12 protein-coding genes and 2 tRNA genes are annotated in these 14,012 nt (G+C 67.6%); 5 read left to right on the top strand and 9 right to left on the bottom strand.

Features of this window, described 5'->3' with window-relative positions:
• Positions 1-74: 74 nt before the first annotated feature.
• Entirely contained in the window at positions 75-1,016 is a 942-nt protein-coding gene (locus ABD301_RS36660; protein WP_344314736.1) for a hypothetical protein, read from the bottom strand.
• A gap of 133 nt (positions 1,017-1,149) precedes the next feature.
• Complete coding sequence (locus ABD301_RS36655) at positions 1,150-1,992, bottom strand: DUF3626 domain-containing protein (RefSeq protein WP_344314735.1); 843 nt, start codon at positions 1,990-1,992, stop codon at positions 1,150-1,152.
• Positions 1,993-2,142: 150 nt separating this feature from the next.
• Between ABD301_RS36655 and ABD301_RS36650 the strand changes: the two genes are divergently transcribed.
• Entirely contained in the window at positions 2,143-3,102 is a 960-nt protein-coding gene (locus ABD301_RS36650; protein WP_344314734.1) for a hypothetical protein, read from the top strand.
• A gap of 15 nt (positions 3,103-3,117) precedes the next feature.
• On the opposite strand, the gene ABD301_RS36645 is transcribed toward ABD301_RS36650, so the two are convergent.
• Positions 3,118-4,422 (bottom strand): cytochrome P450, encoded by a 1,305-nt coding sequence (locus ABD301_RS36645; protein ID WP_163569677.1) that lies wholly within the window; start codon positions 4,420-4,422, stop codon positions 3,118-3,120.
• A gap of 163 nt (positions 4,423-4,585) precedes the next feature.
• Here ABD301_RS36645 and ABD301_RS36640 point away from each other — a divergent pair.
• Positions 4,586-4,658, top strand: a tRNA-Asp gene (locus ABD301_RS36640).
• A gap of 1 nt (position 4,659) precedes the next feature.
• Positions 4,660-5,949: an SDR family NAD(P)-dependent oxidoreductase gene (locus tag ABD301_RS36635; protein WP_344314733.1), complete on the top strand. Its 1,290-nt coding sequence runs from the start codon at positions 4,660-4,662 to the stop codon at positions 5,947-5,949.
• A gap of 1 nt (position 5,950) precedes the next feature.
• Here ABD301_RS36635 and ABD301_RS36630 read toward each other — a convergent pair whose 3' ends face one another.
• From ABD301_RS36630 to ABD301_RS36610, 5 genes are all read right to left on the bottom strand, one after another.
• A complete protein-coding gene (locus ABD301_RS36630; RefSeq protein ID WP_344314732.1) occupies positions 5,951-7,114 on the bottom strand; it encodes a vWA domain-containing protein in 1,164 nt (387 codons plus the stop codon).
• Positions 7,104-8,285, bottom strand: coding sequence for an AAA family ATPase (locus ABD301_RS36625; protein WP_344314731.1), 1,182 nt, complete (start codon positions 8,283-8,285; stop codon positions 7,104-7,106). The genes ABD301_RS36630 and ABD301_RS36625 overlap by 11 nt, the downstream gene beginning before the upstream one ends.
• Positions 8,282-9,940, bottom strand: coding sequence for an ankyrin repeat domain-containing protein (locus ABD301_RS36620; RefSeq protein WP_344314730.1), 1,659 nt, complete (start codon positions 9,938-9,940; stop codon positions 8,282-8,284). Before ABD301_RS36620 ends, ABD301_RS36625 begins: the two co-directional genes overlap by 4 nt.
• On the bottom strand, positions 9,937-11,079 hold the full coding sequence (locus tag ABD301_RS36615) for a leucine-rich repeat domain-containing protein (RefSeq protein WP_344314729.1): 1,143 nt from the start codon (positions 11,077-11,079) through the stop codon (positions 9,937-9,939). Before ABD301_RS36615 ends, ABD301_RS36620 begins: the two co-directional genes overlap by 4 nt.
• Before the next feature lie 24 nt (positions 11,080-11,103).
• Positions 11,104-11,176, bottom strand: a tRNA-OTHER gene (locus ABD301_RS36610).
• A gap of 95 nt (positions 11,177-11,271) precedes the next feature.
• Here ABD301_RS36610 and ABD301_RS36605 point away from each other — a divergent pair.
• Together ABD301_RS36605 and ABD301_RS36600 are read left to right on the top strand one after the other, a co-directional pair.
• Positions 11,272-11,928, top strand: coding sequence for an ATP-binding protein (locus tag ABD301_RS36605; RefSeq protein WP_163568886.1), 657 nt, complete (start codon positions 11,272-11,274; stop codon positions 11,926-11,928).
• An 86-nt stretch (positions 11,929-12,014) separates the two neighbouring features.
• Complete coding sequence (locus ABD301_RS36600) at positions 12,015-12,401, top strand: tautomerase family protein (protein ID WP_344314728.1); 387 nt, start codon at positions 12,015-12,017, stop codon at positions 12,399-12,401.
• Positions 12,402-12,512: 111 nt separating this feature from the next.
• Here the strand turns inward: ABD301_RS36600 and argG are convergent, their stop codons facing one another.
• A complete protein-coding gene (gene argG / locus ABD301_RS36595; RefSeq protein WP_344314727.1) occupies positions 12,513-13,961 on the bottom strand; it encodes an argininosuccinate synthase in 1,449 nt (482 codons plus the stop codon).
• Positions 13,962-14,012: the final 51 nt, after the last annotated feature.

Below are 14,012 nucleotides of genomic sequence, written 5' to 3'. Positions count from 1 at the left end.
CGGGATTTTCCCATGATCAACAACGAAGACCGCGCGGCTGGACTATGTCTTCGGGGAAGAGCTCCAAGAGGTTCCTAGCTCGCGCACTGGGCCATGCTCAGGACACTTTCGTTCTGCTGGGAGTCGTTCTGGCCGTAAATGCGCCATCCCTCACCATCGGGATAGGCGTCGGTGATCCGGGCCGTGCCGCCACCTCCGCCGCCGAGCACCAACGTCCCCGGTGGGCAGGCAACGCGCGCGAATCCGTTCGTACCCGGCGCGATGACGGTGTAGTCCGTCTCTACGAATCGGCTGGTCACGCCGGTCCCACAGACCGCCTGCGCACCGATGCTTTGCGCGGTGGCATCGAAATTCTGGACGAAGAAACTCCATCCCATATAGATGTCGCCCGCTTTGTACGTGCCGATCAGGGTGTTTGTCGTGTCCGACCAGCCACCTCCGCTGAAGATCTGGTCCCCACTCAGGCACGATGCCGACAAGCTGGCGGAAGTGTTCGCGCCGACGAGAGCCTTCGCCGGCTCCTGGTGGTAGCTCGTCAGGCCGCCATAACACACCGCATAGAAAGTAATCGAAAGAGCCGCTGTGGCGCGGTTGGTGATTCTCACTTCCCAACCGGATCCGTTGACCATCGCGTACGTGTTGTGGACGGTGATGCCACCGACGTTCGTGTTCGACTCGCCGCCGCCGGTGGCCACCATGCCGGACGGGCAGTTTACCCACCCGTCGCCCCAGTCTCCGGGTTGCAGGGTGATCGGCCCGTAGGTGTAGACGGACTTCGTCCAGCTGTCGGGCGCGGCGGCCGTGAGCTTTGCCTTGGTGGCGGTCGAAATTGGACCTGCGGTCGGTGCGAGCGACACCTTCTTCCCCTTGCGTACGACCACCGCGCCACCGCCCGCGTTCGACTGCGAACGTACGGCCGTGGGCTGAGCTGGCGCGGCGAAAGCGCTCGAGGCGGGGAGCGAGCAGAAAGCGAGGGCCAGCAGCGTCACGCTGGCGAGGAAGGGTCTGCGCTTCATCGGACCTCCGGGATGTGGTGAGTGGCTGCCGATCGACAGCCTCCAAAGAGGTATCCGATCCCGGCCGTCCCACGCAGGGCCCGCAGGCCGTACGAACGAGCACCTTTGGCGGCCCGGAAAGGCGTCCGGAAGGTTAGCGAGCGAATTCCGACGTACCGAAACGTGCCAGGTAATGCCAAACGCGCTTTAATGCTTGCTCGTCGTGCCGACCGCTGCGCGCGGCCGCGCCAATGATCGCCGGATCGAGCTGGCCGTCCAGGGCCAGGCTCTCGCCGAGTTCGACGTACTCGGACCCGCGATAGTCCGGATGTCGGCGCATTTCGTCGACCGACAGCCGGAAACCGCCGTGCCACTCCATCGGGCATCCAAGGCCCGCGGCCAGCTTCTCCACCTCGGTGCCCCGATAACAGGGGTCCAGCACCATCGCCTCGACGTCATGGGTGAACCGCACTGGCCCGTGGACCTGCGCTTCGACATAGTCGTCGAGAAAGTCCTTCTGATCCGCGGCGGCCACCGCGACCACAGTGGACAGTCGGTCCACGACCCCGACATGAACCGGCTCGAAAAAGCTGTCGGGATAGCAGAAAGTCGTCCGCGGCAGAGTGTGGTCGGCCAGTCGAAGATGCGCCGAGCCAAACCGCGGCGAACCACCGATGGCCCGCCGGCGGAAGTTGAGGGCGCCGTATTTCGGCCGCTCGGAGGGCGGCTCGTTGTCGTACGCGGCACCAAAAAGTCGGCTCTCCCACCGCCACCGGTCACCGCCGGGATGCGCGGTCAGGCCGCCATTGCTGGTGCCGGTCTCGAACTGCGAACGATAGCTGCCGTCCCTGGCCATCGCCGCGAGGATCGGTAACCCGCTCACCAGTCGGTCCGGATGGAAATTCAGCGTGACACGAAACTCCGAGCCTGCCGGCTCCCCCTCGGCACGCTCGACCACATGAGCGACGGCAAGCCGCTGCGCGGAGTCTCCGACCATGTCTCTACGATACCCAGCCCTATCCGTGGAAGCCGCTCCGGATGGCCGGCCAGCCGGGATTGTTTTCCGGCTGGTTCCTGGATTCGTACCTGTCCAATCAGGAAGAGCGGACGACAGAATCCACCCCATAGCCAACTGGAAAGGAACCTGGTGACTGCCCGACAACTCACTCGCGGAATCCTGATCGCAGCCACGACAGCCGTGCTGGGAATAGGAGCCATGACCGCGCCCGCCGGCGCCGCGCCGCTGCCACGCCCCGCCACGCAGGGCAACGGTGGCGCGGTCAGACTGCACACCAACGTGACATCATTTGGACCAGCCCGACCGGCTCCGCAGGGCTCGTCGACAAAAGAGAATCCAGCGCCGAGACCGGAAACCGTCGTACGCCCGAACTACGAGAAGAGCACAATATTGTACGGCCCTCTCAACATTGGGCCGTACGAGGCTTATCAAGCGTGGGTCGACTGCCCGGCCGGAATGGTGGCCACTGGCGGCGGCGAGTCGAACACCAGCGCCGGCGGCATTTTCCCGCACGACAGCTACGCCTTGGACAACGGCGCGGGATGGCAGGTGACCGTCAGCAATAACTCTTCGGTCAGTGCCACGTACACAGTGAACGCGGTCTGCGTCAACGGACTCAACTCGTATCGGCAGGTCCGGGGCAAAGACCTGCTTCCGGCCAACGGCGCCGGTGGAGTGGCGGCCACCTGCGCGCCCAATGAATTGGTGCTCGGTGGCGGCGGCTTTTCCGACACCATCAACAACCATGCGGTCACCTATCCGTACCCGTCCGCGAACTCGTGGTGGTACGGCATGCACAATCTGGACGGTGTGCAGCGCACGATCACGACACAGGCGATGTGCGGTGGCTATAACGGTAGCTATCAGGTCCTGAATGGATCCTATTCCGACGTCGCACCTGGTCACGTCGCGACAGCGGTGGTTTACTGCCCCGTTGGGACATCAGTGACCAGCGGTGGCGGCGGCGGCGGCGATGGCACCTTTATCACCGATTCGTACCCCGACCCCAGCGAGGGCTGGCGAGTTTATGCCTACAACTCGACCACAAGTCCGGGCGTGGTGAGCGCCGATGTGGTCTGCGTAGGCTGAAACCGGGCATCACCGTCACCGTCGAGCGCTGACCCGGACCTGCGCACCACCTGCCGGCATCATGGTCATGCCGTGCACCCTGGTCGCCTCCGGCGCGGGGCGGTCGGCGGTGATGTCGTACCGGGCCAGCACCTCCCGCAACACCAGGGAGGCTTCCAACTGGGCGAAACCGACACCAAGGCAGCGGCGTACGCCACCACCGAAGGGAATCCACGTGTTGGTCGCTGGCTGGCCGTCCAGGAAACGCGCTGGCCGGAACTCGGCGGGTTCGGGGTAGTTTTCCTCAGCTGCCTGAACAAGACCGATCCCAGGCGCGACGACCGTGCCGGCCGGCAGCAGGTAGTCACCCACCTGCGCCGGCTGGGCCAGCCGGCGGCCGATCACGTAAATCACCGGGTGCAGCCGAGTGGCCTCCTTGACCAGCGCGATCAAATAGTCCTCGTCGTTGTCGTCGGCGGCCCGCTGCGCGGCGCGCAACACCTGCGGCCGGCGGGCCAGTTCGTGCAGCGTCCAGCCGAGCGCGGTCGCGGTGGTTTCGTGGCCAGCCAACAGAAGGTTGAAGAGCTGGTCACGCAACTCGGCGCTGGACAGCTCGCCGTCCGCCGGCTGCAGCAACCGCGACAACACGTCGGTGCCGTCGACCGCGCCAGCCCGCCGCCGGTCGGCGATTTCTCCGTCCAGCCAGGCATTGAGCTCAGCACGCCGGGCCTGGAACCGTCGGTACCGGCGGAATGCCCGCAGCGGCGGGAAAAACCCACCCAGCACGGCAGCGTGCTGGCCGTTGACCACATCGGTGACCAGCGGCCGCAACACAGCCAGCCGCTCTTCTTCACTGACGCCGAAAACCACCCGCAGAATGACTTCCAGCGTCAGCGCGTGCATGCGGTCATGCGCTCGTACCAGCTGCCCGGTCGGCCAGCTCTCGGCGTCGGCGATCGCCACCTGGCCGATCAAGTCCTGGTAGCCGCGCAGCGCCGCCGCGGTGAACGCCGGCATCACCAATCGCCGCAGGCGCTGGTGCGCGTCGCCGTCGGACAGTACGATCGCGTGTTCCCCCAACACTGGCGCCAGTACGTCGTTTGCCTCGCCAGCGTGGAAAACCGTGGCCGAACCGGCGAACACCGTACGAATGTCCGCCGGCCGGGTAATCACCACCAATTTTCGGCCAGCGGCCAGGCTAACGGTGAAGGTATGCCCGAAACGGCGTTGCCAGCGCGGAAAATACTCGTGCCGGGCCGAGCCAAACAGCAGTGTCTGGATACCGGCCGGCAGCCGCGGTCCGGGAGGCAGGGTCGTACGCACAGCGGTCGATGCGGTCACAGTCGGCCAGCCTAGCGGGGCTCAGCCGCCCCGGACCGTCCCTGGAAAAGTCGTGACATCCACCAACACGATCCGATGACGATTGTTAATATGCGCGTTCATGCAGCCGTACGGGCGTTTCCGTCGCGGCACCACAATGGGCGGGTAGGGTCTGCTGCGGCCTGGGACTGTAGCGCAGAGGTCGTCGCGCCTCGTCGTCACCGAGGAGGACGCCGGTTCGACTCCGGCCGGTCCCGCGTGATCGATGACTCCGACCTCGAGCTCACCCTGGATGTGCTGGCCAGAGTGCGCGAACTACCGGTCGACGACCCTGCGCGCGTACGAGTGCAACGGGCCGTCGACGGGCTCCTGAAGGACGCACAGCGCACCCGTCGCGCCGAGCGCCGGCGGGCCAGCGCGACCGCTGGGCGGTCGGTGGTGGCCTCGACCGGGTTGGGAGCCACCGACCGGATCGAGGACCTGGCTGGGCATGCTGAACCCGCGCACCCAAAACGACCCAGGGCACTTGACCGGGATCGCCGCTGTTACGTTTGCAAGTCGCCGTACCGACAAGTCCACGCCTTCTATCACTGGCTGTGCGCGGCCTGCGCCACCGACAACCACGCCCGGCGGACCGCCGGCACCGACCTGACCGGGCGGCGCGCGCTGGTCACCGGTGGCCGGGTGAAAATCGGGTTCCACGTCGCGAGGATGCTGCTCCGCGACGGTGCCGAGGTGACCGTCACCACTCGTTTTCCGGCCGACGCGGCGGCCCGGTTCGCCGCTGACCCGGAGACCGCGAAGCACCTCGGCAGGCTCACCGTCACCGAGATCGACCTGCGGTCCCCCCAGCAGGTCCTCGATCTCACCCAACGACTGCTGGACGACGGGCGCTCGCTGGACATCCTGGTCAACAACGCCGCCCAGACAGTCCGCCGGCCACAGTGGTCGTACGCGCCGCTGGTCGCGGGTGAGCGCGCCGAAAAGGAGATCACCGCTGGTCAGGCACCGGGCCAGCTGCCCGTACGAGCCGTTGACGCGAGCGGATTCCTGCCGGATCCAGCGACCGCGAACTCGTGGACCGCTCGGGTGGGTGCGGTAGACCCGGTCGAGGTGCTGGAAGTTCAACTGGTGAACGTGGTGGCGCCGTACCTGCTGATCGATCGGTTGCTGCCGCTGCTCCTCGGGTCCGAACACGAGCGGCGATACGTGGTGAACGTGTCGGCCGTGGAGGGCTGGTTCGCGGCCCGCTACAAGTCCGGCGCGCATCCGCACACGAACATGGCCAAGGCCGCGTTGAACATGTTCACCCGTACGAGTGCGGCCGAACTTGCGAGCCAGGGCGTCTTCGTCAGCAGCGTCGACACCGGCTGGATCACCGACGAGAAGCCGATGCCGGCCAAGGCAGCCGCCGCGGCGACCGGCTGGCGACCGCCACTGGACGTGATCGACGGCGCCGCTCGGATCTACCACCCGATCGTCAGCGGCGAGGCCGGCGAGCCGCCTTTTGGTGTGCTGCTGAAGGACTACCGCGTCGTCGACTGGTAACTCAGTCCCCGATCCGGATCGACTCGATCCAGACCGGCGGCGCCGGCGGCGTGTCACCCACCAGTCCGGCGATGACCCGGGTTTGGGTGAGCGCGATCTCTGGCCACGGCGTCCAGCCGTCGGTCAGCACGATCACCACGTGTGGCCGTTCGGCGGCGGCCAGCGCCGCGTCGATCCCGACCCGCATGTCGGTGCCGCCGCCTCCGGCCAGGACCACCTCACCGACCGTCGACACCCGGCGTACGGCCTGCACATCGGCATCGCAGGCCAGCACCGAGACCCGGTTCAGGCCAACGCCAACGGTCCGCAGGACCCCGTTGACCTCGGCCAACGCGCTGGCCAACGCGTCGTCGCCCATCGAACCGGATGTGTCGACCACGATCGCGACCCGCGGCATCGGACGGCGCAGGCTCGGCAGCACCACCCCACGCAGCGCGGCACCCCGCCGGGATGGCCGGCGGTACGTGTAGTCGACGGCTCCGGACGCCCAGGCGGTGGCCTCGCGGACGGCACCGGTGAGCGCTCGCCGCCAGTCCACGACCGGTTCGAGTACGCCGTCCGCCCAGCGGCGCCATCCCGCCGGCACCCGTCCACGCGCCCGTACGCTCGCCCGCACGGACTGAGCGGTCTGCCGCCGGATGGTCGCCGCCTCCACCGCACCGACCCCTGGCCCGGTGGACTCCCACGGCGCCGGTTGCCCGTGCGCGCCGGAGCCGCAGTTCGGGGCGTCCGGTGTCGGTGGGATGGACAGCACATACTCCTCGAACAGTTTCCCCGTCGGCAGCCCGAAAGTCGCTGGTTCGATCCGCCCGGCGGGCAGCGACAGGCCGTCCGCGAGCAGGTCGTCGTTGATCTCGCAGTCCTGCGCGAGGTTCACCCGATGGTGGTCGCGTACGGTCAACCGGTCTGCTCGCCCATGGTGGTCGCGCAGCAAGTGCGCAACCTCGTGGATCCACACGCCGACCAGCTCGGTCACCGATGTCTGTTCGACGAACGCCGGCGACACGTAACACCTCCAATGCTGGTCCACGCCCATCGTCTGAATCGCCGTCGTCGGCACCACGGTCAGGCTGTAGAGGGCGGACGCCAGGTACGGCCGGTCGCTGCTCGCCCGGAACCGCGCGGCCAGCAGTTTCACCCGGTCCAGCGGCACCTCACTGGACATGGGCGAGCAAGCCGGAGGCGCTGAGCAGGTCGACGAAAGCGTCGACGGCCGCCGGCACCGGCCACCCCGGCTCCCGCATCCGGGCCAGGTCGAAGGCGGCCCGCGCGGCAACATCCGGTACGCCCGCGTCGACCGCCTTCGCCAGCACGGCCCAGCCAGCCTCCCACCGCGGCCGCGTCCGCTCGGCGTCGATCGCGGCCACCACCGCGGTGAGGAAGGCCAGCTGGCGGTCGCCTCGATCAGGCAACGCGAAAGCCTCCGGGTTGGCCAGGACCCGCTCCGGGTCGGGAAGGTCCAGCTCTTCGAGATACGTGGTCAGCTCCAGGCCAGGCCCGTCCCCGACCGCGCCAGTCAACGCGGTGCTGAGCGCGTCTCGGGACGTACCAGCGCACAAATGGAAGACCAGCAGCCGAAGGGCCATGTCCCACGTACGCGGCGAAGGCCACGCACCACCGCGGCTTTCGGCATCCGACGGCAGCTGGTGGGCCAGTCCGGGCCGGGCGGTCAGGAAGCCAGCGATGACCCCGCGAGATCGGGCCAGCGCGCTCGGGGCGAGCGCGGCGTCGATGGTCGGGACCGCGATGTGGGGCCAGGTCCCGGCCAGTCCGCGGGCGACTACCCGCGGGTTGTGCGTCCAATGCAGATGGACGAACCGATTGGCCAGCGGTGGGCTCAGATGCCATCCGTCGGCGGCGCTGGCCGGCGGGTTCGCGGCAGCCACGATCCGTACCGCCGCTGGCAGGGTCAGGCTGCCCACCCGACGCTCCAGGACGACACGCAGCAAGGCCGCCTGCACCGCCGGCGGCGCCGAGGACAGCTCATCGAAGAACAGCACGCCACGACCGTGCCGGGCGAGCCGCACCGCCCAGTCCGGCGGGGCCATCGGTACGCCGTGCGTGCCCGGGTCATCGCCGACGATCGGCAGGCCGGCGAAGTCGGACGGCTCGTGCACGCTGGCGATCACCGTCTCCATCGGCACGCCCAGACCGGTCGCGAGCTGGCTTAACGTGGCCGACTTGCCAATGCCCGGCTCGCCCCACAGCAGCACCGGCAGGTTCGCCGCGACGGCCAACGCCAGGGCCGCCGCACCGGCATCGACCGCCGGCTCGGTGCGAGTCGCACCGAGCGCGTCGATGAGCGCGTCGGCCGCGGCCAGCTGGTCCGCGCTCACGCCCGCTTCCTGACGTACTCGACAGCGGCCATGAAGTCAGCGTTCTTGCTGATCTGACGGCTGGGCAGGACGCGGTCGAGGTAATCCAGGACAGACATATCGTTCGCGACCGTCAGGTGTGGGTTGGCACCGGCGTCGACGAGCGCGATGATCGCGGCCGGCGGCCAGCCCTCCGACACAGCCACCGCGAGTGGCGTCTGCAGCTCGCCGTCCCGAAGGTCCACGTCGAGACCCGCCGCCAGCAGCCGCGGCAGCAAAACGGCGTGATCGTACGTCCCGAGCATGTGCAACAGGGTCCGTCCACGGCCGTCGCACAGCTGCGGGGGCATGCCCGTGTCGAGCAGCTCGACCGCCGTACGTGTGCCGCCGTGCAGCATCCGCATCCACAGGCCTTGACGCTGGCGATGCAGTTCCTTGGGCAGCCGGCCAACGGGTGCGGTCCACGCTTGATCTACCGCGAAACAACCGCCCATCGGGCCACCGAGCGCCCGCATCACCCGCTCGCGCTGGACCTCGGCATCGTCATGTTCGGCAATCCGCAACCGGCCGGAGTCTTGACCGACGAAATGCCAGTCAGTGCCGCAACGAACGCGGATCGCTTCTGGTGCTGGCTCGGCACCGGCCGGCGGCGCGGCCGGAAACAGCGCGTCTCGTACGAGCGGATGCAGCTCGCCAGCGGTCATCCGGCCCTGCCAGATCAAGTCCAGGTCGGGGAGCCGACGGATGAACTGTGAGGTTATCCGCGGGAGCTTGTCGAATGGGCTTTCGCGGCCCTCGTAGGGCTGGAACCGGGCCGTCACCGCGCCGGTAGCAGCCTCGACTTCCAGGCGGAAACGGGTCAGGTAGTCGAGCGTCAACGCCCAGCTGGACTCGCCGCGGTTCGCCGCCAGGCTGCGAACCTCCGCCACGATCGCGGTGGGGTCGACAGGAGCACCCATCAGCGTGAGATTGGGTTCCCGATGCCACCAGGGCGGCACCTTCCCAGCCTTGAAGGCCATAGTCAACGCGATGCCCGCCGCTTCCCAAGCAGCCTGGTCCTCACCGCGCTCGAGATGAGCCAGGACGCGTTCCGTACGAGCCGCTATGTCGTCGCCGGCTCCCCATTGCCGTACCGGCAGCGGGGTGCCGTCCGGGGCGAACCGAGGCAACCGATCGTTCGACCCGCCGACGACCGTCCGCAGCTCGGCCGCCGCGCGTACGTCCCATCGATGCGCGGCGACGTGGATCGCGTGGTTGCGCAGCTCCTTGTTCAGCACGATGTCGAGCACGAGCCGCTGAGTACCCAGCACGCTTTTCGGAGTCCGTACGACCAGCAGTGGTGTCGTCCTCTTGATGGGCACAGCGGCCGGCCACAACACGAGCTGGGCATCGGTCAGCACCGTGGTGTAGCCGCCCATCGCGCGGGGCAGGTGCCAACGCAGCAGGTCGGGTGCGAAGGAACGCAGGTCCGCCGCCAGCCGCTCGGCCTGCCGCACGCCGAACCGGGTCCGCAGGTCGCCGGGGTGGAAAGCAACGTCCACCCGACCGGCTGCACAGGTCGCCTGCCAGTCACCCTCGTACCGGGCCAGAGTGCATTCGTCAATCATCTGCCGCGGCACGGCGTACCGCCGGATCCGCCGCCACGCCTTCAGCTCCGAAGGGTCCTCATTGCTCACCGGTAAGCACTCGCGATCGCACCAATGTCCTCGTGCGGCGGCTCAACCGGCCCACAAGCGGCGGTGAGCGCCCGCTTGATCCGCCTCGGTACATCTCCGAGCAGCCCGAGATAGGTCAGATTGGTGCCGGCTTCGACCGCCGCGAGCAGCAATCTCGCGCCCACTCCGGTGATCCCGGACCGCCGCAGGTCCAACCGGCGCAGCTCGCTGCCCGGCAACGCGGCCGCGAAAACCGCCGCTCCCTCGTCACCGACCACATTGGACACCGCGCCCAGCGGCCGCTCGGACAGCCGAGGCCCCAGGTCCAGGGTCCGCCAGCGACCCATGTTCGCGGCCAGCGCTCGTACTCCGTCAATGCGGATGTTGTTGCCACCCAGGCCAAAAGTCATCTGGTACGGCTCAGCGGCCGCGGCCAGCTGAGCGGTCCCGTCGTCGCCGAGGTGGTTCGCGGCCAGATAAATCTCACGCACGCCACCGTCCCGGATAATTCGTACCAGCATCGGCACCGCGTCAGGTCGCAGCCCGTTGCCGCCCAGAAACAGCCGCTCGAGGCGCAGCGGCCGCTCGGCCAGCGTTGTCGCGAGCGCGTCCAGCCCGGCCAGCCCCAAGCCGGTGTTGACCAGGTCCAGCGTCCGGATCGCGGTATTTTCCCGCAACGCCTGGGACAACCGAACCACCCCGGCGTCGCCGATCGGATTTCGCTTGAGCCACAACGCCCGTACGGTCCGGTCGGTGGCCACTCGGTCGGCGAGAGCCGCCAACCCGTCGGCGTCGATCCGGTTGCACCCCAGGTAGACCGTCCGGATCTGGTGCCCTGGAGTCAGGCCTTCAGCGACCGCGGCCGCCCCGGCCGCGCCCAATCCGTTCGTCCCCAACAGCAGGTGTACGGCATGCGGTGAGCGTACGGCGGCCTGCACCACGCGCTTGACCTGAACCGACCCGATCCCCTGTTTGCACAGGTCAACGCGTCCGTCAGGGCGTACCAAACCGCGATCGAAGCGCTCCACCTCGGTGACTGGCTGTCCGTTCGCGAGCCGGTCCAGCAGTGCGTCGAAGTCGGCGGGATCGGCGAGCCCGACCTCCGGATGAGTGATTGCCGGACAGCGTACGGGCATGCCGGGCGGCGCGTCGTCCGTCAAGCCGCCTCCTCGTCAGGTGTGGGGCGAAGCCGGCCGGATTCGAACCGGCGTCCTCCTGCTCGCAGACAAGGCGCGACGACCTCTGCGCTACGACTCCGCCGCCGGCGAGCCTATGCGACGCCTCCGGCCAGCGTCCCGGAAATTCGGGCAGCCGTACGGGCAAGATCCACTAAAGCTGGGACACTTTTCGGCATGGACGAGGCGGAAATCAGGTCCCTTACGACAACCCACGACTGGGCGAGCGCGGTGGACCTCGCCCATCTCAAGGGGATCCGCGAGGACCCGCGCACCTTCGCTCCCGGCGGCGTTCGGCACCTCGTGCTGGAGGTCGTCGCTTACGCCGCCGACGAGGCCGAACACACCGGCCGCGGACAATGCGTGGTCACCCTGCATCCGGACGGCTCGGTATCCGTCGCCGACGACGGGAGAGGCACCGACACTCGCCTCGACGACCACGGACGGGCCATCAGAAAGCCCGTGATGGCAACAAAAGATCTCCGTTTCTTCGATTTCCCCGAGGCACCGCCGCTGCCCGACGGCGAACCGCGTCGTGGCATGTCCGTCGTCGCGGCGCTCAGCGACTGGCTCGTACACACCAACCGCCGCGAGGGTGGCGCGTGGACGCAGCGGTACGAGCAGGGTGTGCCGGTCACCGAGTTGGTCCCGATCGAACCGGACGGGACGACCGGCACGACCGTACGGTTCCGCCCGGACAGCGCCCTGAGCGCCCCGCCGGTCGACGACCTGGCCCGCCTGACCACCGCGTGGCCATCGTTGTCAGTGCGGATCCAGGACCATCGACCGGGCCCCCACGTGGCCGTAACAGCCTCTGTCCAGAAACCTCACTAGCCACTGGGAGCAGTAGCCGTCGTGTGTCGATAGCGTATTGTACCTACTAGTACGTACGGAGTGACAAAGGAAGGGATTCGAACGACATGCCCTTGGTTCGCATTGATGCACTACACGCCGACAATGACCGGCTCGACGCGATCGGCCGTGCCGTACATGAGGCCCTGGTCGAGACGATCGGCTTCCCGCCCAATGACCGGTTCCAGATCCTGACCAGCCACAACGGGACCGACAGCACGCTGCGCTATGACGACTACCTCGGCATCCACCGCGACGACGGAATCGTCTATGTCGCGATCACGATGCGATCGGGACGTACGGCCAGCCAGAAGCAGGCCCTCTACCGGCGCATCGCCGAACTGGCGGAGGAGTACGCGGAAACCGAACCACGGAATGTCTTCGTCACCCTCACCGAAAACGAGTCCATCGACTGGTCCTTCGGCCACGGCATAGCCCAGTACGCCTCACCCTGAGCGGCACCACTTCCTTGCTGGCACGCACTATCGATGTCGTTGATCATGGAAGAATCAGGCACTTTTTTCGAGAAAATGCTGGATAGCTCCATGACCAACAACGAAGACACGTTAATCGGTGCCGAATTCCATGGCGGCGCGGTCGAGGAGTTCATCGTCGCCGGAGACCTTGCCGCGGGAGGCGATCGTGTCGGCGCCGCCCTTGGGCATCGCGCCGATCAGCTCGGTTGGCGGGGCCGGCGAGGCGCCGATCAGGGCCGCGTGTGAGCTGCCGACCATGCCCATGCCGGCGTACTGTTCCAGCTTCGCCCGCGAGTCGGCGATGTCGAGGTTGCGCATGGTGAGCTGGCCGATCCGGTCCACCGGGCCGAAAGCCGAGTCTTCGGTACGCTCCATCGACAGTTTGTCCGGGTGATAGCTGAACGCCGGTCCGGTGGTGTGCAGGATCGAGTAGTCCTCGCCGCGTCGCAGCCGCAGGGTCACCTCGCCGGTGACGGCCATGCCGATCCAGCGCTGCAGCGACTCACGCACCATCAGCGCCTGCGGGTCGAGCCAGCGTCCCTCGTACATCAGCCGGCCCAGGCGCCGGCCCTCGTTGTGGTAGTTGGCGAGGGTGTCCTCGTTGTGGATCGCGTTGACCAGCCGCTCGTACGCGGCGTGCAGCAACGCCATGCCCGGCGCCTCGTACACGCCCCGACTTTTGGCCTCGATAATGCGGTTCTCGATCTGGTCGGACATGCCCAGGCCGTGCCGGCCGCCGATCGCGTTGGCCTCCAGCACCAGATCCAGGGCCGAGCCGAACTCCTTGCCGTTGATCGTCACTGGACGGCCCTGTTCGAAGCCAATCGTGACGTCCTCGGTCGCGATGTCGACCGCCGGGTCCCAGAACCGCACGCCCATGATCGGTTCGACCAGCTCAATGCCCACATCGAGGTGCTCAAGCGCCTTGGCCTCGTGCGTCGCGCCCCAGATGTTCGCGTCGGTCGAGTACGCCTTTTCCGTACTGTCGCGGTAAGGGAGGTCGTGCGAGACCAGCCATTCCGACATTTCCTTGCGGCCGCCGAGCTCGGTGACGAAGTCGGCGTCCAGCCACGGCTTGTAAATCCGCAGCGACGGGTTGGCCAGCAGCCCGTACCGGTAGAACCGCTCGATGTCGTTGCCCTTGAAAGTCGAGCCGTCGCCCCAGATCTGCACGCCGTCTTCGAGCATCGCGCGTACCAGCAGGGTGCCGGTCACCGCTCGCCCGAGCGGCGTGGTGTTGAAGTACGCGCGGCCGCCGGAGCGGATGTGGAACGCGCCGCAGCTCAGCGCCGCGAGCCCCTCCTCCACCAGGGCCGCCCGGCAATCGACCAGCCGGGCGATCTCCGCGCCGTACGTGCCGGCACGGCCCGGCACCGAGCCGACGTCAGGCTCGTCGTACTGGCCGATGTCGGCGGTGTATGTGCAGGGCACCGCGCCTTTGGCGCGCATCCAGGCGACCGCTACGGACGTGTCGAGGCCGCCAGAGAACGCGATGCCGACACGCTCGCCGACGGGCAGGGAGGTAAGCACTTTGGACATGGGAATTATTATGCACATCGCTGCATGACCATGCAACAGCGATCTAACGGC

It is taken from the genome of Fodinicola feengrottensis (genome assembly GCF_039530045.1).
Classification (GTDB): Bacteria; Actinomycetota; Actinomycetes; order Mycobacteriales; family HKI-0501; genus Fodinicola; species Fodinicola feengrottensis.
Note: the sequence above shows the minus strand (reverse complement) of the source record. Positions and strands in the feature narration are given on the sequence as shown.

What these genes read in the sequence shown, in the direction of transcription:
- ABD301_RS36660 (WP_344314736.1), bottom strand. Translation starts at nt 1,016, where the DNA reads ATGAAGCGCAGACCCTTCCTCGCCAGCGTGACGCTGCTGGCCCTCGCT.
- ABD301_RS36655 (WP_344314735.1), bottom strand. Translation starts at nt 1,992, where the DNA reads ATGGTCGGAGACTCCGCGCAGCGGCTTGCCGTCGCTCATGTGGTCGAG.
- ABD301_RS36630 (WP_344314732.1), bottom strand. Translation starts at nt 7,114, where the DNA reads ATGTCCAGTGAGGTGCCGCTGGACCGGGTGAAACTGCTGGCCGCGCGG.
- ABD301_RS36605 (WP_163568886.1), top strand. Translation starts at nt 11,272, where the DNA reads ATGGACGAGGCGGAAATCAGGTCCCTTACGACAACCCACGACTGGGCG.
- ABD301_RS36600 (WP_344314728.1), top strand. Translation starts at nt 12,015, where the DNA reads ATGCCCTTGGTTCGCATTGATGCACTACACGCCGACAATGACCGGCTC.
- argG (WP_344314727.1), bottom strand. Translation starts at nt 13,961, where the DNA reads ATGTCCAAAGTGCTTACCTCCCTGCCCGTCGGCGAGCGTGTCGGCATC.